We start from the raw sequence: 17,060 nt of genomic DNA, 5'->3' as shown, positions 1-17,060 counted from the left end.
CTAGGCGAACAGGGCCGGCTCGCCCCGCTCGAGGTTCAGCAGCCGCTCCTTGCGCCACAGGCCCCCGGCGTAGCCGGTGAGCTTCCCGTTCGAGCCGATCACCCGGTGGCAGGGGACGACGATCGCGATCGGGTTGCGCCCGTTCGCCAACCCCACCGCCCGCACCGCCTTCCGGTCGCCCAGCCGCTCCGCAATATCCAGATAGGACACTGTCTCGCCGTAGGGGATGCGGCACAGCTCGGTCCACACCCGGTGCTGGAACGCCGTCCCCTGCGCCGCCAACGGCAGGTCGAACTCCTGCAGATCACCCGCGAAGTACGCCTCGAGCTGGTCGACCGCGGCCTCCAGCACCGGCGTCGCCTCCTCCGGGCCCCACGCGTCCTTCATCTCCTCCACGCCCATGTGGACGTAGGTGACGCCCTCGTCGACCGCCGAGACGGCCATGAGCCCCAGCGGGGACTCCATCGTCAGATGCCTGGCACTGCTGTTCATCACACGCTCGCTTTCACTTCGGTCGGCAGGTGGTTCGTCGGATGCTCACTGGAGGCCCACAAATACTGGACCGCGTACGCCCGCCACGGCCGCCACGCCTGCGAACGGGCCTCCAACGCCCGCCCGGCCCCCAGCTCCAGGTGCCGGGCGCCCTTGATCACGCCCAGATCCTTCACCGGGAACGCGTCCGGGTCGCCCAGAGCCCGCATCGCGATCATCTCGATCGTCCACGGCCCCACCCCCGGCACGCCCGCCAGGTCCTCGCGGGCCTTCGCCCAGTCCACGCCCGGCCCCACGTCGACCCGGCCCTCCGCCAGGGCCCGCGCCAGCGCCAGCACCGTGGCCTTGCGTTTGCCGGGCATCGGCAGGTGCGCGGGGTCGGCCTCGGCCAGCGCCTGCGGTGACGGGAAGAGCCGGGTGAGGCCGCCGTCGGGGTCCTCGACCGCCTCGCCGTAGCGTTCGGCCAGGCCCGCGGCGATCGTCGCGGCGGAGGCGGTGGCGATCTGCTGGCCGATGACGGCGCGGATCGCGTACTCGGGGCCGTCGGCTTTGCGCGGGACGCGGCGGCCGGGGGTCTTGGCGACCAGGGGTGCCAGGGCCGGGTCGGCGGCGAGGGCCTCCATGGGGGCGTGGGGGTCGGCGTCCAGGTCCAGGGCGCGGCGGCAGCGGGCGACCGCCATGGTCACATCCCGCAGGTCGGCCACGCGCAGGCGGCATTCGATGTAGCCCGGTCCGGGGCGCAAGGCAGCGGTGCCGGGGCCGTGGGGCAGGCGCAGGGTGCGGCGGTAGGCGCCGCCCTGCCATTCTTCGACGCCGGGGGCCGCGGCGGCGGCGAGGTGGCCGAACAGGTTGGAGGGTTCGAACGGTTCGCGGTAGGCCAGGCGGAGCGTGATCGCGCCGCCGCCGGACACGGTGCGGCCCTTCGCTTTGGTGCGCAGTTCGGTGGGGGAGCAGGCGAAGACGTCGGCGACGACGCGGTTGAACGCGCGGATGGAGGCGAACCCGGCGGCGAACGCGACCTGGCCCATGGGCAGGTCGGTGCTCTCGATGAGGGTGCGGGCGACTTGGGCGCGCTGGGCGCGGGCCAGCGCGGCGGGCCCGGCGCCGACTTCGGCGATGAGGAGCCGTTCGAGTTGGCGCAGGGAGTAGCCGAGGCGGGAGGCCAGGCCGGCGGCGCCGTCGCGGTCGACGACGCCTTCGCCGATGAGGCGCATGGCGCGGGCGCACACGTCGGTGCGCCAGTCCCAGGCGGGGGAGCCGGGGGAGGCGTCGGGGCGGCAGCGTTTGCACGCCCGGTAGCCGGCGTCCTGGGCGGCGGCCGCGGACGGGTAGAACCTTTGGTGTTCGCGTTTGGGTTTGACGGCCGGGCAGGAGGGGCGGCAGTAGATGCGGGTGGAGGTGACGGCGAGGAACACCCAGCCGTCGAAGCGGGCGTCGCGTCCGGCGACGGCGGCCTGGATCCGCTCTTCGTCGCCGATGATCGCGTGAAAGTCCATGCCCCAAGACTGCCCCGCGGGACCGACAACGGCTAGCCAGAAATCGACATCACGATTCGGGGAGCTGGAGGCGGTCGACGGCCTCGCGGGAGCGGCGGGCCGGGCGGCGGTCGTAGCGGGCGGTGGTCGCCGGGGAGGCGTGGCCGACCAGGGACTGGGTGATGGCCAGGTCGACGCCGGCGTCGAGGAGTTCGCCGATGAACGTGCGGCGGAAGTCGTGGGGGGTGTGGCGGCGCTGGCCGGCTTCGATGAGGCGTTTCATGAGGAGGTCGGCGATGGCCTGGCCGGTCATGCCCGAGAGCTGGTTGCCGGTGCGGCGCAGGCGCCCGGCCTTGTTGATGGGGCAGAACAGGGCGCCGGCGTCGTTGCCGCGGACGGCGGTCCAGCGGTCGATGCGGGCTTGGGCGGCTTCGGTGACGTAGACGGCGCGTTCCTTGTTGCCTTTGCCGACGATGCGGATGGAGCGCTCGGCGGGGTCGTAGTCGGCCAGGCGCATGGAGGCGATCTCGGAGCGGCGGCAGCCGGTGGAGTAGAGGGTGGCCAGGACGGCGGCGTCGCGGGCGCCGGCGGGGCCGGGGTCGGCGTCGCAGGCGTAGAGGGCGGCGCCGAGCGCTTCGGCGTCGACCTGCTGGCCGACGGGGAGGCGCTGGGCTTTGACCGGTTGGAGGTCGCAGGCCCGCTGGTAGTCGTCGGCGGCCATGAGGTCGAGCCGCCAGGCCTCTTTGAGGACGCGGCGCAGGGCCGCGAGGTGCTTGTTGACGTAGGCGCCGGACCAGCCGGCGTCGATCATGGCCGCGCGCAGCCGGGAGGTGTGCTCGTAGCGGAGCAGGTGCCAGGGCTGGCCTTCGCCGTTCGTGTCGGGGTCGCCGGAGAGGAGCTGCGCGATGCGGTCGAGGCAGCCGCGCATGGTCCGCCGCGATTCGGCGGACCCGAGGGTGTCCAGGTAGGCGCGGTAGGGGTCGGCGCCGGGCGGGGCCGGTGCGGGCCGGTTGCTCCAGTCGATCCCTGCGATCTCAGCGGACATGCGTCCCACGATAGTCCAACTCCCGCAGTCATTCCCGTGTGTCGTCGGCGGCCATGTCGCGCAGTCTCCGGACGGTGCGGAGGTTCCGGGCCGTGGCGTCGAGGCCGCCGAGGGGCTTCCAGAACCCGGTCCGCTCCAGTGTGGAGCGGCCCATGCCGTCGGGGTAGTACACCCACACTTCGGTGCCGTCGACGTGGGCCTCTTCGGGTTGCCCGGCGGGGACGGTCAGGTCGGGGGCGGGCCCGGACAGGAACGTCACGGCCACCTTCGACTCGTCCAGGCCCCGGCCCGCGAACGGGTCCGCGCCCATGACCCGGTCCAGGTCGGCGCCGGTGCGGACCATGACCGGCACGGTGTGCCCGAACTCGGCGAGGATCACCGCCGCGACGGCCTTGCCCGCCGCGCCCGCGTCCAGTTCGGTGTCGAGGACGATGTTCCCGGACTGGATGTAGGTGCGGACCCGGTCGAAGCCGGCCGCCTCGAGCGCCTCGCGCAGCCGGGCCATGGGCACCTTCCGGTGCCCGCCCACGTTCACGCCCCGCAGCAGCACTGCATACGTCCGCATTGATCCCCTCTCGCCGCCATGGACGCAACATACCCCGACGGTACGACAGGGTGCGGCGTGGCAAGATCGGCGGTTATGAATTCGGCGTTCTACAGCACCACCATCGCCGTCCACACCGGACGCCGCGAGACCGTCAAGGACCTCACCGGCGACTGCGAGGCGTTCCTGGCCGCCAACGGCGCCCGCGACGGCCTGCTCAACGTGTTCGTCCCGCACGCCACCGCCGGGATCGCCGTCATCGAGACCGGGGCGGGGTCGGACGAGGACCTCCTGGACGCCCTCGCCGACCTCCTCCCGCGCACCGACCGGTGGCGCCACCAGCACGGCTCGACCGGGCACGGCCGGGACCACGTCCTGCCCGCCCTGGTCGCGCCGCACGCCACGCTCCCGGTCATCGCCGGGCGCCTCGCCCTGGGCACCTGGCAGTCGGTGCTGCTGGTCGACACCAACCGCGACAACCCCGACCGGACCGTCAGGCTCAGCTTCCTCGGCTGACGCCCGCTAGGCCGCCGCGGTCAGGCGCGCCCACTGGTCGGCGTCGAGCTTCACGTCGAACCCGGCCGCGACCTCGTCCAGCTGCGCCACCGACGACACCCCCACCAGGGGAATGACCGGCGCCTCGTGCCCGGCGAGCCACGCCAGCACCACCTGGTTGCGCGTCGCCCCGGTCTCGGCCGCGACCTCGTCCAGGACCCGCAGGCGCGCCTCGGTCCCCGGGTGGCGGTAATGCTCGCCCAGCTGCTTCGCCGGGTTCGTGTACACCCCGGTCAGGAGCGAGGAGTACGCCAGCAGCGCCGTCCCCGGCGTCCCGGCCACATAGTCGAGGTCGTCGGCCGCGGCGTGCACGTGCCCGCCCTCGGGGAGCACGGTCCCCGGGCGCGGCTGCAGGTACGAGTACCGGTTCTGCATCGCCGTGTACGCCGCGGCACCGGTGGCCTCCGCGATCGCGCGGGCCCGCTCGACCCGCCACCCGGCGTGGTTCGACGCCCCGACCATCCGGGCCTTCCCGGCCCGCACCACCGCGTCGAACCCGGCCACGGTGTCCTCCAGCGGCGTGTCCCGGTCGTCGCGGTGCGACCAGAACAGGTCCACCCGGTCCGTGCCGAGCCGCTCCAGCGACTCGTCCAGGCCCGCGGCGATCCGCTCGGGCGTCAACGGCTCCGAATGGTCCATGCCCCCGCCGGGGAACGACGGCCGCCGGCCCACCTTCGTGGCGATCACCAGGTCGTCGCGGTTGCCGCGCGCGGCAAGCCAGCGCCCCAGCTGCAGCTCCGACTCGTCGCCGGTGCCCCCGTCGATCCAGAACATGTAGCAGTTGGCGGTGTCGATGAAATTCCCGCCCAGTTCCACGAACCGGTCCAGGATCGCGAAGCTCGTCGCCTCGTCCTGCACGCCGCCCAGGGCCATGGCCCCCAGGCACAGGCGCGACACCGCGATCTCGTTCGTCCCCAATGCGATCCGCTCCACAGCGGTCTCCTCTCGTTCGCTTCTGTGGTGCCGACGCTAAGACCTGGAGTGGACTCCAACGCAAACCCGCAGGCAGCCGACGTGAGGTATCGTCATTGCTCGTGGCAGACAATGCAACGGCCCCCGTGTACACGATCGGCGAATGCGCTCGCCGCTCCGGCTTCTCCATGGACACCCTGCGGTACTACGAGCGGATCGGCCTCATCGACGAGGTGCGGCGCAACGCGACCGGGCAGCGGCGGTTCACCGACGGCGACCTCGAATGGCTCGGCACCCTCAAATGCCTGCGCGACACCGGGATGCCCGTGGAGCAGATGGCCCGCTTCGCCGCGCTCGTGCGCGACGGCGACCACACGATCCCCGAGCGGATCCGGCTCCTGGAGGCCCACCGGGTCGCCGTGGACGCCTCCCTGGACGACCTCGCCGCGAAACGCGACTACATCTCGGGGAAGATCGCGTACTACCGCAGCGTCTGAAAACCGGTCGACACCCCGCCCCGCGGGTGTGAATACTCGACGCGTGCACCACACCCTCCACGCGCTGGCGATCAGTGAGCGGCTCGCGGCCGACCTGGCGCCCGGTGCGCTCGGCGTCGCCCTGTTCGGGTCGGTCGCCCAGGGCACCGACCACCCCCACTCCGACATCGACCTGTTCCTCGCCGCGGCGTCCGATGCCGGGACGGAGATCCGGCAGGTCGAGGGCCGCATGGTCACCCTGACCCGCAAGACCCTCGCCGACCTCGAAGGGGCCTTCACGCGCCCGTGGGAGGCGGTCGTCGCCGTCGGCGCGTGGCGGCGGGCACGCCTGCTCCACGACCCCGAGGGGCACCTGGCCCGGCTCCAGGCCCGAGCAGACTCTTGGACCTGGGACGAGATCGGCGCCGAAGCGGACCGCTGGGCCGCAGGGGAACTCGTCGGCCTGGCCGAAGAGGTCCACAAGACCCGCGGCATGCTCGACCGCGGGCGGCCCCGGGCCGCGGCCGCCAACCGGGCGATCCTCGCCCTCCAACTGGGGTACGCGATGTCGGTCGCGGACCGGCTGGTCTGCGACTCCGAGAACGACCTGTGGGACGCCGTCGCCGCCGCCGAAGGCCCCGCCTGGGCCACCGCGTGGGACGACGCCGCCGGCATCACCGGGGCCGGACACGAAGCCGGATGCCGGGCGGCCCTGGCCCTGTACCGGCACGCCGCCGCCCGCCTCGAACACCACCTCGAAGGCGACGCGAAAGCCGTCGTCCGCACCGCCTGCGGCCTCACCGAGCACTGAGGAGCACCCCTGTTGCGCCGCCAGATCGTCACCGGCGCCCCCGGCGCCGGCAAGACCACCGTCCTGCGGCTCCTGGCCGCAGCCGGGCACACCGTCGTCCCCGAAGCCGCCACCGACCTCATCGAGGCCGCCCAAGCCGACGGCGACGACACCCCATGGGAGCGAACGGACTTCACCGAACGGGTCGCCGCCCTCCAACGCGACCGCCAGACCGAAGCCGCAGCACTGCCGGGGCCGGTCCAGTGGTTCGACCGGTCCCCGGTCTGCACCCTCGCCCTCGCCCGGTACACCGGCGCGCCCGTCGGCCCGGTCCTCGCCGCCGAACTCGACCGCATCCAAGGCCTCTACGAGCCGCGCGTCCTCCTGTTCGACCTGCTCGGATCCATCACCGCGACCCCGGTGCGCCGCATCGGCCTCGACGAGGCCCGCCGCGTCGAACACGTCCACGTCGAGGCCTACACCGAGCACGGCTACACCGTGGTCCGCGTCCCCGCCGCCGCACCGGCCCACCGCGCCCGCCGCACCCTCGACCTCGCCGCGACCCCGTGAAAGGCCCCCCTTGACCGACATCACCGCCGACCTCGTGACCACGCTCGTCGCCGACCAGTTCCCGCAATGGGCCCACCTGCCCGTCGCACCCGTCCCCCGCCAAGGCTGGGACAACCGCACCTTCCGCCTCGGCGAGACACTCGCGGTCCGCCTGCCCAGCGGCCCCGGCTACGTCGCCGCCGTCGCGAAAGAGGACCGGGCCCTGCCGGTGCTCGCCGCGCACCTGCCGGTCCCGGTCCCCGCACCCGTCGCCACCGGCACGCCCTCACCCGAGTACCCGCATCCGTGGTCGGTCCGGCGCTGGCTCGACGGCGAGGCCCTCATGGACGCCGGCGACGTCGACCGGTCCCGGCTCGCCGCCGACCTCGGCGCGATCCTCACCGAACTGCGGCACGTGCCATCGGCCGGGGGACCGGCCGCGGGGGCGCACTCGTTCTACCGCGGCTGCCACCCCAGCGCCTACGCCGACCAGGTCCAGGAATCGTTGCGGATCCTCGCCGGCACCGTCGACGCGGCCGCGTGCACCGCGGTGTGGGAGAGCGCGATGCGCACGGTCTGGACCGGGGCGCCGGTGTGGTTCCACGGCGACATCGCGCCGGGGAACCTCCTCACCTCGGGCGGCGCACTGACGGCGCTCATCGACTTCGGCACGTGCGGCGTCGGCGACCCCGCCTGCGACCTGCAGATCGCCTGGACCTACTTCACCGGACCCGACCGGGCCCGGTTCCGCGACGCCGCCGGCCTCGACGACGGGACGTGGGCGCGCGCCCGGGCCTGGACCCTGTGGAAGGCGCTCATCATGATGTCCGGCGTCTCCGGCACCGACCCCGAAGGCGTCCAGGCCGCCAACCTCGCACAGGTCCTCGCCGACCCGCTCGACTGACCCGCCGCAAAGCCCCGCTCAACCGAGGCCGGCCACCAGGGCCTCCCCGGCCGGCCAGGGCCCGAACCCGGTCTTCGAGTCCAGGTGCCCCACGTCCCCGGCGTCGAACAGCTCCGCACCCCACGCCTCGGCGTAGACGCCAGCGCTCGCAAACGTGCAGTACGGGTCGGTGCGGCTCGCCACCAGCACGGCCCGGAACGGCAACGGCGCCATCGGCACCCGCCAGTCCGCCGCCGCATCCGGCTCGGCCTCGCGCAGCCACGGCGGGGTCACCAGCAGCGCCGCCGACACCGGGCCGCGGTGCCGCTCCGCCCACATGACCGTCGCGATGCAGCCCGCCGAATGGGCCACCAAGACCACCGGCTCCCCGCTGGCGCCGATCGCGAGGTCCAGGGCCGCAACGCGGTCGGCGAGCACCAGCGGCGGCCCCGGAGGCTCCGGCGCCCACGCCCAGCCCGGGCGCGAAGCCCACTCGCGCTGCCAATGCGTCGCCTTGGGAACGCCCCGCCCGGGGACCGCCAGAAATCGCATGCCCCCGATCCTCCCAGCCCACCCACCGGTCAGTCGCGACGGTGCCTCACGGTCACCCGCGCCTTCGGGGTCGGCCGTGCGACCTCCTCGAACCCGGCGGCCAGAAACATCGGCAGCGTCCCGGTATAGGAGCCGCCCGGGCTGCGGTCCACCACGGCGGGGTCGATCGGCACGCCCTCCACCGCCGTCGCGCCACTGCGGTAGGCGAAGTCGACGGCGGCCTCCAGCAGCCTCCGGGACACGCCGCGCCCCCGCCACGCCTCGGGCACGAAGAAGCAGGACACCACCCATACGCGGTCCAGATCGCCGGCGTCGGCCGACGGCCGGGTGTCCCGAGCGGTGTTGAGCCGCGGATACGCCGAGCGCGGCGCCACGGCGCACCAGCCCACCGGCGTGCCGCCCTCGTAGGCGATCAACCCCGGCGGCCCCTGGCCGACCACCTCGCGGGCCGCCTCCGCCCGCGGCCGGCGCAAGCGCTCACCGCGCTCCTCGCGCCACCACATGCAGTAGCAGGACCGGTTGCCGCCCATCTGCCGGGCCAGCGCCAGGAAATCCGGCCACCGGTCCGGGTCCAGTTCGGCCACGGTCAATCGAGGATCCACGCCGTCGAACCTACCGCCCGCCGCGCCCCGGCGGCTCCGCTCGCCCGAAGCGACGGCAGCGCCGGGCCCTAACCCTCCGGCGCCTCGCCGACCAGGCCGCGCGCGTACGCCACGGTGGACCGCTGGTAGCGGGGGAGGTGCGGGGCCAGCGCGATGAGGGCGACCGACAGGCCCTCGCGGTCGCGGCCGAGCTTGGCGAGGGTGAGCGCCCTGCACATGGCCAGCGCGCCGTCGTACGCGTCCGACCCGCGGGCCTGCTCCTCCTCGATGAGTTCCAGGGCCCGTTCGGGCTGCCCGATCTCGCGCAGGGAGGAGGCCATCTGGATCGACACGCGCCTGCGGCGGACCCCGGAGAGCCCGGCGGCGACCGCCCGCTCGTAGTAGCCGACCGCGGTCGCGGTGCGCCCGGTCGAGTCATGGGCGCCGCCGACCTCGAACAGCGCGACCGGGTCCTCCGGGTCGCACTCGGCGGCGAGGTCCAGCATCGCCTGGACGAACGCGTCCTCGTCCATGTCGTCGAACCGGTCCCACAGCGCGTCGGCCCGCGCCTCCCACATCTCAGTAGCCATGGACGGCAACCTACGCCAGTGCGAGCACCGCTCACCCCCCGCCTACGACGCATCATCAGACGCAGCATGTTGCGAATCAGAAGTGATGCGCCATATGATGTAATGGTCTCGCAGCGAAGGAGCACGCCCCATGTCAGCGAAAATCGGCACCACAGTCCGGTTCGACCCGTTCGACCGGGACCTCATCGACACCGCGGCCGCCAACGCCGGACTGTCGACCCCGGAGTTCATCGCACGGGCCGCCCGCGCAGCGGCGCTCCAGGCGCAACTGCGCGCCGACACCGCCGACGACGGCGGGCTCAGCGGCTGGTACGACGCGGTCGACACCACGACGGCCGCACTCTGGCAGGAACCCGAATAGGAGCAGCGTGGCGCAGCAGCCCAACGAATACCGACGCGGCGAGGTCTACACCTCCCGGATACCCGGCACCGGCGGCACGTCCCAACCGCCCGTCGCCGTGCTCATCTCCCGAGACGACTGGAACCAGAACCCGCCCGACGGCCGGGTATGGGCGGCGCCGATCCGGCGCGTTCCCCGCCCCCTCGCCGTCAAATGCTCCAACGCCGATCCGATCAGCGGCTGGGTCCAGATCCACGCGCACGGCATGATCCCCCGCGACTGGCTCGTCGAACCCGTCGGCATGCTCGTCGGCGACACCCTGCAGCGCATCGACGAAGCCCTCGACACCCTGCGGGAGAACCTCGGCCCCAACCTCAACCAGTAGACCCGGAAGGCGGCGGCCGGTCGCGGCCGCCGCCGAACACGCCCGAGCCGACCGGCTCGGCGTCGCCTGGCCCGCACTCGGCTAGCAGGCGCTGGCGGTGTAGTCCAGGAGCGCGGTCTGCTCGGCGGCGTCGACGCTCAGGTTCCATTCGGTCTTGACCGCGACCCACGCCCAGATGTAGGCGCACCACACGGACTCGTCCTCGGGCATCCACTCGGCCGGGTCCTGGTCCGATTTGGAGCGGTTGGACGAGGCGGTGACAGCGATGAGGTGCCAGTTGTTCTCCTGCCAGTTCGCGTAGGCCTGCCGGTCCTCGGTGGTCCAGTCGACCGCGCCCGAGCCCCAGGCCTCCTTCAGCGGCACGAAGTGGTCGATGTCGATGTCCCCGGAGGCGGTCACGGTCTCCGCGTCGTACATCGACACCCACTCGCCGGTCATGGCCGCGTCGCAGTCGCCTTCCGTGAGGGCCCCGGAGCGGTCCTGCTTCACGAGGACGTCGTCGCGGGCGTCGCAGCCGTTGCCGTCGTCGTCCTTCCAGTGCGGGAACAGGGACCGGTCGTAGCCGTCGTCGCGCTCGTCGGCGACCTCGAGCGCCTCGATGTCCGCGGTCAACCCCGCCGGATCCACGGTGACGGTGAACGGCGCGGTGTCGCTGAACTCGTTCGAGACCTCAGAACCGGTCCCGGCAGGGACGCTCGACGACGGGTCGTCGGCCAGGCCGGACAGGTCGGAGCAGCCGGCGGCCAGCACGAGCGGGAGGACCAGGAGCAGACGGGAGGCGCGCATAGGGAACGTCCTAACGGGACACGAGACGGGCGGGTCGACGCAGCAGTGCGCCCGGGGTGTTCGCAACGTAACACAAAGGGCGCCGCACGAACAGGCCCGCTCCTGCTAGATTCCCCCGAATGATCGTATGGCTCAACGGCACCTACGGCGCCGGCAAGACCACGACCGCGAACCACCTCAAACACGCGCTCCCCGCCCGCGTCTTCGACTCCGAGCACATCGGCTACCTCCTGCGCGGCATCATCGGCGACCTACCGCACACCGACTTCAAAGAACTCGACCCCTGGCGCGGCCTCACCATCGAGACCGCCCGCCAAGTCCTCGAATACGCCGGCGGCACCCTCGTCATCCCGCAGACCGTCCTCCAGCACGAATACTGGACCGAACTCACCGACGGCTTCACCAAAGCCGGAATCCCCCTGCGCGCCTTCACCCTCCACACCGACGCCGCGACCCACCGCCACCGTGTCGACCACGACACCGACGAACCCACCGCCCGCCGATGGCGCCTCGACCACCGCGCCGCCTACGAGACCGCACTCGACACCTGGATGCGCGACGCCACCGAACTCATCGACACCACCCACCGCACCCCCGCCCAAGTCACCGCCCACATCGCGACACTCCTGGGCGAGTGAAACCCGCAACCGCCTGAAAACGTCACACCCGGGCGCGACGATGGGGACGAGTAGCCACCACGACACGGCAAAGGAGCCCGCCATGGCCTACCTCGTCCTCATCGGCACCCGCAAGGGCCTGTTCACCGCCCACAGCACGGACCGCACCACCTGGGATCTCAAGGGCCCCCACCAACTCGACGACGACGGCTTCACCGCCGTCGCCGAGATCTACGCCGCCGCCTGCGACCCGGCCACCGGCCGCATCCTCATCGGCGCCTCCACCTTCTTCGGACCCTCCATCTGGCGCTCCGACGACTACGCCCAGACCTGGTCCGAACCCGAGAACGCCCCCATGGCCTTCCCCCAGGACCTGCCCTACCGGCCCCTCGACTTCTCCGACACCGCCGGCATCGACCAGCCCGACACCGACCAGACCAACACCGTCAAACGCATCTGGCAGCTCGCCTTCGGCCCCGGCCAGCGCGTCTGGGCCGGCGTCGAACCCACCAGCCTCTGGACCTCCGACGACGGCGGCCAGACCTTCACCTTCAACCGCGCCCTCTGGGACCACCCCGAGCACACCACCTGGGCCTCCGGCGCCGGCGGACCCGCCGTCCACACGATCGTCCCCGACCCCGCCGACCCCCAGCACCTCACCGTCGCCATCTCCTCCGGCGGCATCTACCAGACCGCCGACGACGGCAAGACCTGGAACGGCATCACCAAGGGCATCAGCGTCGACTACGGCCCCGACACCGAACCCGACTCCGGCCAGTGCATCCACAAGGTCACCCGCGACGCCGACGGCACGCTCTACGCCCAGTCCCACGGCCCCGCCTACCGCGCCACCCGGCCCGACGGCGGCTGGACCAACATCTCCCAGCACCTGCCGTCCAACTTCGGATTCGCCATGGTCGCCCACCCCACCCAGGCGGGCACCGTCATGGCCTGGCCCGTCGGCGAATCCATGGACCGCACCCCGCCCGACCACCAGATCAGCGCCTGGCGCACCACCGACGGCGGCGACACCTGGAACGCCTGGGGCACCGGCCTGCCCCAAGAGCCCTACTTCGGCACCGTCATGCGCGACGGCGCCTGCACCGACGGCGCCGCCGACCCCGGCTGGTACTTCGGCACCCGCTGCGGCGACGTCTGGGCCGCCGACGACACCGGCCGGTGGCAGCTCGTCACCGCCCACCTGCCCGACGTCCTCTGCGTGCGCGCCATGGAGACCCCGTGACCATCGACGTGAAACTCCCCGCCGCACTCGCCTCCGAATGCGGCGGGGCCCGCCACCTCGACGTCGACGCCCCACCGGGCGCCACCCTCGCCGACGTCCTCGACCAGATCGCCGCCGCCCACCCCCGCCTCGGCCGCCGGCTGCGCGACGAAGCCGGAAAACTGCGCCGCTACGTCAACATCTACATCGGCGACGACGAAAGCCGCCGCCTCCAAGGCCTCGACACACCCGTCGACGGCAAGGACATCCAGATCCTCCCGTCCATCGCCGGAGGCTAGGCACACGACACGAGGGGGCGCCGCGCACAAGCGCGGCACCCCCTCAAAAACTCTCCAGACGCTAGGAGCGGCCGTTGATCGACACCACGTCCACCACGAACACGAGCGTCTCGTTCGGGCCGATCACGCCACCCGCACCCGCCGCACCGTAACCGAGCTCCGGCGGGATCACGATCAGACGCCGGTCACCGACCTGCGCGCCCAACAGGCCGTCATTCCAGCCCTGGATCACCGGCGCCGAACCCAGCGGCGACACCGCGAACGGCTGCGCCCCCCGGTTCCACGACGCGTCGAACTCCTTGCCGTTCGACCAGTTGAACCCCGCGTACTGCACCGAGACCGAGTCGCCGGCCTTCGCCTCAGCACCCGAACCCTCGACCACGTCAGCCGTGAACAGCTCCTTCGGCGGCTCCTCACCGCTCGGCACCGTCACCACCGGCCGCGAGTCCATCTCGGCCGAAACCGACACCTCGACACCGTCACTGATCTGCACCACGTCAGCATTCCCTTCCTCAGCGGCGCCGTCATCCACGCCGCAACCGGCCAGCAGCCCCACGCTCACACACGCAGCGGCCACCGGCTTCCAAACTCGACTCAGCAGGCTCAATGCCACCGAGGGAACCTACCACCCGCGCCCAACCCCGCACCCCCTCACGCCCGACCCGAGCGAACCCCCGCACACGCCACCCCACCGACTACCCTTCAATACGACGACCCCCACTGCACCTCACCAAGGACCACGATGGCCAACCCCACCGCACCCACCCGCATGCACCCCCTCCGCCGCGCCCTCATCCTCTGGGGCACCCTCATCGCCCTCATGTGGCTCATCCTCATCATCGACATCGTCCTGCCCGCCCACCTCACCAACTTCGGCATCCACCCCCGCAGCACCGAAGGACTCTTCCCCGGCATCCCCGCCGCACCCCTCCTCCACGCCGGCGCCCCCCACCTCATCTCCAACACCATCCCCCTCGCCGTCATGGGCACCATCGCCGCACTCCGCGACTGGCGCGGCATGTGGATCGCGCTGGCCTGCTCGCTGGTCGTCTCCGGGCTCGGCGTGTGGCTGCTCTCGCCCGCGTGGAGCGTGACCGTGGGCGCCTCGGGGGTCGCCTTCGGGCTCTTCGGCTACCTGATCGCGCGCGGCGTCTTCATCCGCAGCATCGCCGACATCCTCATCAGCGTCCTCATCGTGATCGTCTACGGGTCGCTGATCTGGGGCATCCTGCCCTCGCACCCGCACGTGTCCTGGCAGGCGCACCTGTTCGGGTTCATCGGCGGGATCCTCGCGGCCTTCGCCACCGCGAAAGCCGCCAAGGCCGCGAAGGCCGCCCGGAGCGCGGCGAGCCCCGTCGCGTGAGCGCGCCTTCGGGATTCAGCTGGACGCAGCGCAGTGACGGCACCATCGTCATCACGCACCGCGGACGTGCGGCCGCGACCCTCCGCGGCCACCGCGCGGCGACGTTCCTCGACGAGATCGCCGCAGGGGACGAGCAGCTCGTGATGGCCCGCTGGACCGGCGCCTACAAGTTCGGCAACGAGCGCCAAGCCCGGCAGCACCCCCGCAACCAGGGACGATAGGCCCCGGCAGGGGAGTAGCGGGACCCCGCGATTGACGCGGGCACCCCCATAGTTCTATAGTGCTAACATCCTAGTGAAATAGAGAAACTTCGTGATCGACTTCCACCTCGAACCCCGCTCCGGCGTGGCCCCGTACATGCAACTCGTCCAGCAGGTCCAGCAAGCCCTCCGACTGGGCATGCTCGACGTGGGGGACCAGCTGCCCACGGTCAAGCAAGTCGTCGCCAAGATCGCCATCAACCCCAACACCGTCCTCAAGGCCTACCGCGAACTCGAACGCCAAGGCCTCGTCGCACCCCAGCCCGGACGCGGCACCTTCGTCACCGCGACCCTCGCCGACGCCAGCCTCGACGCCCACGCCGAACTCGGCACCGCACTCCACCAGTGGATCACCACCGCCCGCGCCGCCGGACTCGACGACGCCGCCATCAAAGCCCTCTTCGACACCACCATCAGAAAGGCACCACAGGTGACCCCATGAGCACCCCAGTCCTGAGCACCACCGCACTCACGAAGCGCTACGGCAAGCACACCGCGCTCGCCGAAGCCACCCTCGACATCCCCGCCGGCCGCATCGTCGGCCTCGTCGGCCCCAACGGCGCCGGTAAGTCCACGCTCCTGGCCCTCGCATCCGGGCTCATCCGGCCCACCAGCGGCCGCATCGAGGTCCTCGGCCGCACCCCGGCCGCCGACAGCGCCCAACTCGCCGACGTCGGCTTCGTCGCACAGGACACCCCGGTCTACGCGGGCCTGTCCGTCGCCGACCACCTGAGCCTGGGGGAGCACCTCAACCCCACCTGGGACGACGCCTTCGCCCGCGACCGCATCGCACGGCTCGGCCTCGACCCCGCGAAGAAGGCCGGTCGCCTCTCCGGCGGCCAGAAGGCCCAGCTCGCGCTCACCATCGCCGCCGCGAAACGGCCCCGGCTGCTCATCTTCGACGAGCCGGTCGCCGCCCTCGACCCCCTCGCGCGCCGCGCGTTCCTGCAGAACCTCATGGAGTTCGTCGCCGAACTCGAGGTCTCCGTGATCCTCTCCTCGCACCTCATCGGGGACGTCGAACGCGTCTGCGACCACCTCATCGTCCTGGCCGAGTCCCGCGTCCAGGTCGCGGGGGACATCGAGGACCTCCTCGCAGCCCACCACCGGCTCGTCGGCCCCCGCGGCACCCTCGACGCACTGCCCGACGGCGTCAAGGTCATCGCCGCCGACCATACCGACCGCCAGACCACCCTCATCGTCCACGACACCACCGGCGACCACCTCGAGCTCCCCGGCGCCGACTCGGTCGGACTCGAGGACATGGTCCTCACCTACCTGCACCGCGCCGAAGGCCTCACCGCCCCGACCCTCCAGGAGACCCGCGCATGATCTGGCTGACCTGGCGCCAAATGCGCGCCCAGACCCTGTGGACCGCCGGCCTCGTCGTCGCCGCCGCCGTCTACCTGCTGTTCCTCGCCGGCGACATCCGCGAGGCCTACCGCATCAACATCACCGACTGCACCAGCGCCTGCGAGGACGCCGCGCACACCCTCGCCGAGCAGTTCGGCTCCGGGCTCCTCCTCATCGGACTGCTCCTGCTCGCCGCACCGGCGCTCATCGGCGCGTTCTGGGCCGCACCCCTCATCACCCGCGAACTCGAGACCGGCACCCACCGGCTGGTGTGGAACCAGTCGGTCACCCGCGCCCGCTGGCTCGCCGTGAAACTCGCGCTCGTCGGGGGAGTGAGCGTCCTGTTCACCGGCGCGCTGAGCCTCCTCTTGACCTGGGCCGCAGGGCCGTTCGACAAGGTGGTCGACAGCCGGTTCGAACCGCTGACGTTCGCCGCCCGCGACCTCGCCCCGTTCGGGTACGCGCTGCTGGCGTTCACCCTCGGCGTCGTCATCGGCGTCCTGACTCGCAAGACCCTCGTGGCCATGGCGGTCACGCTCGTGGTCTTCGTGATGTTCCAGCTCGTCATGGCGAATGTGCTCCGCCCGCAGTTCGCCGAGCCCGTCACCGAGACCATCGCCTGGGACGACGCCAACACCGTGGGCCAGATCGACTCCTTCGGCATCGGCCCGCAGGGCGCGGGCGTCCAGGGCTACACGATCCCCGGCGCCTGGGTCGTCTCGGAGTACATCGTCGTCCACAAAGCCGACGGCACCGACGTCACCGCGGAGGACATCGAAGCCTGCGACACCGTGGGCGGCACCCCGGACGACTGCATGGTCGACCTCGGCGCCACGTTCGACGTCACGTACCAGCCCGCCGACCGGTACTGGGACTTCCAATGGATCGAGTTCGGCATCGCCGCCGTACTCTCGGCCCTCCTGGCAGGGGTCGCGTTCTGGCGGATCCCGCGCGGCCTCAACTGAGACGCGACGACCCGACAGCTAGATTC

Annotated in this window: 25 protein-coding genes; 15 read left to right on the top strand and 10 right to left on the bottom strand. The window is 72.0% G+C overall.

The window, feature by feature from the left end; translation table 11 throughout:
• The 4 genes from O2L52_RS16495 to O2L52_RS16480 are packed head-to-tail and all read right to left on the bottom strand — an operon-like array spanning position 1 to position 3,577.
• Positions 1-492, bottom strand: coding sequence for a methylated-DNA--[protein]-cysteine S-methyltransferase (locus tag O2L52_RS16495; RefSeq protein ID WP_270116832.1), 492 nt, complete (start codon positions 490-492; stop codon positions 1-3).
• Complete coding sequence (locus tag O2L52_RS16490) at positions 492-1,988, bottom strand: AlkA N-terminal domain-containing protein (RefSeq protein WP_270116830.1); 1,497 nt, start codon at positions 1,986-1,988, stop codon at positions 492-494. Before O2L52_RS16490 ends, O2L52_RS16495 begins: the two co-directional genes overlap by 1 nt.
• Positions 1,989-2,037: 49 nt before the next feature.
• The gene (locus O2L52_RS16485; RefSeq protein WP_270116828.1) at positions 2,038-3,012 is read right to left on the bottom strand and encodes a tyrosine-type recombinase/integrase; all 975 of its coding nucleotides are present in this window, start codon (positions 3,010-3,012) and stop codon (positions 2,038-2,040) included.
• 28 nt (positions 3,013-3,040) lie between these two features.
• The gene (locus O2L52_RS16480) at positions 3,041-3,577 is read right to left on the bottom strand and encodes a DUF1697 domain-containing protein (RefSeq protein WP_270116826.1); all 537 of its coding nucleotides are present in this window, start codon (positions 3,575-3,577) and stop codon (positions 3,041-3,043) included.
• A 75-nt stretch (positions 3,578-3,652) separates the two neighbouring features.
• Here O2L52_RS16480 and O2L52_RS16475 point away from each other — a divergent pair, with 75 nt between their 5' ends.
• Complete coding sequence (locus tag O2L52_RS16475; RefSeq protein WP_270116824.1) at positions 3,653-4,072, top strand: secondary thiamine-phosphate synthase enzyme YjbQ; 420 nt, start codon at positions 3,653-3,655, stop codon at positions 4,070-4,072.
• Between the two features lie 6 nt (positions 4,073-4,078).
• Here O2L52_RS16475 and O2L52_RS16470 read toward each other — a convergent pair whose 3' ends face one another.
• Positions 4,079-5,044 carry an aldo/keto reductase gene (locus O2L52_RS16470; protein ID WP_270116822.1) on the bottom strand — a complete coding sequence of 322 codons (966 nt, stop codon included), beginning with the start codon at positions 5,042-5,044 and terminating at the stop codon, positions 4,079-4,081.
• 101 nt (positions 5,045-5,145) lie between these two features.
• Between O2L52_RS16470 and O2L52_RS16465 the strand changes: the two genes are divergently transcribed.
• The 4 genes from O2L52_RS16465 to O2L52_RS16450 are packed head-to-tail and all read left to right on the top strand — an operon-like array spanning position 5,146 to position 7,742.
• Complete coding sequence (locus tag O2L52_RS16465) at positions 5,146-5,520, top strand: MerR family transcriptional regulator (RefSeq protein ID WP_270116821.1); 375 nt, start codon at positions 5,146-5,148, stop codon at positions 5,518-5,520.
• 43 nt (positions 5,521-5,563) lie between these two features.
• Positions 5,564-6,310: a nucleotidyltransferase domain-containing protein gene (locus O2L52_RS16460; RefSeq protein ID WP_270116820.1), complete on the top strand. Its 747-nt coding sequence runs from the start codon at positions 5,564-5,566 to the stop codon at positions 6,308-6,310.
• Positions 6,311-6,322: 12 nt separating this feature from the next.
• Positions 6,323-6,859, top strand: a complete 537-nt coding sequence (locus O2L52_RS16455) for an AAA family ATPase (RefSeq protein ID WP_270116819.1) — start codon at positions 6,323-6,325, stop codon at positions 6,857-6,859.
• 10 nt (positions 6,860-6,869) lie between these two features.
• The gene (locus tag O2L52_RS16450) at positions 6,870-7,742 is read left to right on the top strand and encodes an aminoglycoside phosphotransferase family protein (protein ID WP_270116818.1); all 873 of its coding nucleotides are present in this window, start codon (positions 6,870-6,872) and stop codon (positions 7,740-7,742) included.
• Between the two features lie 18 nt (positions 7,743-7,760).
• Here O2L52_RS16450 and O2L52_RS16445 read toward each other — a convergent pair whose 3' ends face one another.
• The 3 genes from O2L52_RS16445 to O2L52_RS16435 all read right to left on the bottom strand — a co-directional run bounded on the left by O2L52_RS16445 (position 7,761) and on the right by O2L52_RS16435 (position 9,444).
• Entirely contained in the window at positions 7,761-8,273 is a 513-nt protein-coding gene (locus tag O2L52_RS16445; RefSeq protein WP_270116817.1) for an RBBP9/YdeN family alpha/beta hydrolase, read from the bottom strand.
• A 29-nt stretch (positions 8,274-8,302) separates the two neighbouring features.
• The gene (locus O2L52_RS16440) at positions 8,303-8,875 is read right to left on the bottom strand and encodes a GNAT family N-acetyltransferase (RefSeq protein WP_270116816.1); all 573 of its coding nucleotides are present in this window, start codon (positions 8,873-8,875) and stop codon (positions 8,303-8,305) included.
• A gap of 68 nt (positions 8,876-8,943) precedes the next feature.
• On the bottom strand, positions 8,944-9,444 hold the full coding sequence (locus O2L52_RS16435) for a tetratricopeptide repeat protein (protein ID WP_270116815.1): 501 nt from the start codon (positions 9,442-9,444) through the stop codon (positions 8,944-8,946).
• Positions 9,445-9,574: 130 nt separating this feature from the next.
• On the opposite strand from O2L52_RS16435, the gene O2L52_RS16430 reads away from it, so the two are divergent.
• Both O2L52_RS16430 and O2L52_RS16425 read left to right on the top strand, forming a co-directional pair.
• Positions 9,575-9,805, top strand: a complete 231-nt coding sequence (locus O2L52_RS16430) for a type II toxin -antitoxin system TacA 1-like antitoxin (RefSeq protein WP_270116814.1) — start codon at positions 9,575-9,577, stop codon at positions 9,803-9,805.
• A 7-nt stretch (positions 9,806-9,812) separates the two neighbouring features.
• Complete coding sequence (locus tag O2L52_RS16425; RefSeq protein ID WP_270116813.1) at positions 9,813-10,169, top strand: type II toxin-antitoxin system PemK/MazF family toxin; 357 nt, start codon at positions 9,813-9,815, stop codon at positions 10,167-10,169.
• 81 nt (positions 10,170-10,250) lie between these two features.
• Here the strand turns inward: O2L52_RS16425 and O2L52_RS16420 are convergent, their stop codons facing one another.
• Positions 10,251-10,955, bottom strand: coding sequence for an HNH endonuclease family protein (locus O2L52_RS16420; RefSeq protein WP_270116812.1), 705 nt, complete (start codon positions 10,953-10,955; stop codon positions 10,251-10,253).
• Between the two features lie 119 nt (positions 10,956-11,074).
• Here O2L52_RS16420 and O2L52_RS16415 point away from each other — a divergent pair, with 119 nt between their 5' ends.
• From O2L52_RS16415 to O2L52_RS16405, 3 genes are all read left to right on the top strand, one after another.
• A complete protein-coding gene (locus O2L52_RS16415) occupies positions 11,075-11,593 on the top strand; it encodes an AAA family ATPase (RefSeq protein WP_270116811.1) in 519 nt (172 codons plus the stop codon).
• An 82-nt stretch (positions 11,594-11,675) separates the two neighbouring features.
• Entirely contained in the window at positions 11,676-12,815 is a 1,140-nt protein-coding gene (locus tag O2L52_RS16410) for a WD40/YVTN/BNR-like repeat-containing protein (protein WP_270116810.1), read from the top strand.
• Positions 12,812-13,093 carry a MoaD/ThiS family protein gene (locus O2L52_RS16405; RefSeq protein WP_270116809.1) on the top strand — a complete coding sequence of 94 codons (282 nt, stop codon included), beginning with the start codon at positions 12,812-12,814 and terminating at the stop codon, positions 13,091-13,093. Before O2L52_RS16410 ends, O2L52_RS16405 begins: the two co-directional genes overlap by 4 nt.
• Positions 13,094-13,154: 61 nt before the next feature.
• Here the strand turns inward: O2L52_RS16405 and O2L52_RS16400 are convergent, their stop codons facing one another.
• The gene (locus O2L52_RS16400; RefSeq protein ID WP_344474420.1) at positions 13,155-13,544 is read right to left on the bottom strand and encodes an FKBP-type peptidyl-prolyl cis-trans isomerase; all 390 of its coding nucleotides are present in this window, start codon (positions 13,542-13,544) and stop codon (positions 13,155-13,157) included.
• A 291-nt stretch (positions 13,545-13,835) separates the two neighbouring features.
• Here O2L52_RS16400 and O2L52_RS16395 point away from each other — a divergent pair, with 291 nt between their 5' ends.
• From O2L52_RS16395 to O2L52_RS16375, 5 genes are all read left to right on the top strand, one after another.
• Complete coding sequence (locus tag O2L52_RS16395) at positions 13,836-14,456, top strand: rhomboid family intramembrane serine protease (protein WP_270116807.1); 621 nt, start codon at positions 13,836-13,838, stop codon at positions 14,454-14,456.
• Positions 14,453-14,677: a hypothetical protein gene (locus O2L52_RS16390; RefSeq protein WP_270116806.1), complete on the top strand. Its 225-nt coding sequence runs from the start codon at positions 14,453-14,455 to the stop codon at positions 14,675-14,677. The genes O2L52_RS16395 and O2L52_RS16390 overlap by 4 nt, the downstream gene beginning before the upstream one ends.
• A 91-nt stretch (positions 14,678-14,768) precedes the next feature.
• Positions 14,769-15,158, top strand: coding sequence for a GntR family transcriptional regulator (locus O2L52_RS16385; RefSeq protein WP_270116805.1), 390 nt, complete (start codon positions 14,769-14,771; stop codon positions 15,156-15,158).
• A complete protein-coding gene (locus O2L52_RS16380; protein WP_270116803.1) occupies positions 15,155-16,048 on the top strand; it encodes an ABC transporter ATP-binding protein in 894 nt (297 codons plus the stop codon). Before O2L52_RS16385 ends, O2L52_RS16380 begins: the two co-directional genes overlap by 4 nt.
• On the top strand, positions 16,045-17,034 hold the full coding sequence (locus tag O2L52_RS16375) for an ABC transporter permease subunit (RefSeq protein ID WP_270116802.1): 990 nt from the start codon (positions 16,045-16,047) through the stop codon (positions 17,032-17,034). Before O2L52_RS16380 ends, O2L52_RS16375 begins: the two co-directional genes overlap by 4 nt.
• The last annotated feature ends 26 nt before the right edge of the window (positions 17,035-17,060 follow it).

The organism is Glycomyces algeriensis, from assembly GCF_027622855.1.
In the GTDB taxonomy this organism is placed as follows: Bacteria; Actinomycetota; Actinomycetes; order Mycobacteriales; family Micromonosporaceae; genus Glycomyces; species Glycomyces algeriensis.
This window is presented reverse-complemented; position numbering and strand designations above follow the sequence as displayed.

What these genes read in the sequence shown, in the direction of transcription:
- O2L52_RS16400 (WP_344474420.1), bottom strand. Translation starts at nt 13,544, where the DNA reads ATGGACTCGCGGCCGGTGGTGACGGTGCCGAGCGGTGAGGAGCCGCCG.
- O2L52_RS16485 (WP_270116828.1), bottom strand. Translation starts at nt 3,012, where the DNA reads ATGTCCGCTGAGATCGCAGGGATCGACTGGAGCAACCGGCCCGCACCG.
- O2L52_RS16380 (WP_270116803.1), top strand. Translation starts at nt 15,155, where the DNA reads ATGAGCACCCCAGTCCTGAGCACCACCGCACTCACGAAGCGCTACGGC.
- O2L52_RS16430 (WP_270116814.1), top strand. Translation starts at nt 9,575, where the DNA reads ATGTCAGCGAAAATCGGCACCACAGTCCGGTTCGACCCGTTCGACCGG.
- O2L52_RS16435 (WP_270116815.1), bottom strand. Translation starts at nt 9,444, where the DNA reads ATGGCTACTGAGATGTGGGAGGCGCGGGCCGACGCGCTGTGGGACCGG.
- O2L52_RS16420 (WP_270116812.1), bottom strand. Translation starts at nt 10,955, where the DNA reads ATGCGCGCCTCCCGTCTGCTCCTGGTCCTCCCGCTCGTGCTGGCCGCC.
- O2L52_RS16415 (WP_270116811.1), top strand. Translation starts at nt 11,075, where the DNA reads ATGATCGTATGGCTCAACGGCACCTACGGCGCCGGCAAGACCACGACC.
- O2L52_RS16395 (WP_270116807.1), top strand. Translation starts at nt 13,836, where the DNA reads ATGGCCAACCCCACCGCACCCACCCGCATGCACCCCCTCCGCCGCGCC.
- O2L52_RS16480 (WP_270116826.1), bottom strand. Translation starts at nt 3,577, where the DNA reads ATGCGGACGTATGCAGTGCTGCTGCGGGGCGTGAACGTGGGCGGGCAC.
- O2L52_RS16495 (WP_270116832.1), bottom strand. Translation starts at nt 492, where the DNA reads ATGAACAGCAGTGCCAGGCATCTGACGATGGAGTCCCCGCTGGGGCTC.
- O2L52_RS16375 (WP_270116802.1), top strand. Translation starts at nt 16,045, where the DNA reads ATGATCTGGCTGACCTGGCGCCAAATGCGCGCCCAGACCCTGTGGACC.
- O2L52_RS16490 (WP_270116830.1), bottom strand. Translation starts at nt 1,988, where the DNA reads ATGGACTTTCACGCGATCATCGGCGACGAAGAGCGGATCCAGGCCGCC.
- O2L52_RS16445 (WP_270116817.1), bottom strand. Translation starts at nt 8,273, where the DNA reads ATGCGATTTCTGGCGGTCCCCGGGCGGGGCGTTCCCAAGGCGACGCAT.
- O2L52_RS16410 (WP_270116810.1), top strand. Translation starts at nt 11,676, where the DNA reads ATGGCCTACCTCGTCCTCATCGGCACCCGCAAGGGCCTGTTCACCGCC.
- O2L52_RS16475 (WP_270116824.1), top strand. Translation starts at nt 3,653, where the DNA reads ATGAATTCGGCGTTCTACAGCACCACCATCGCCGTCCACACCGGACGC.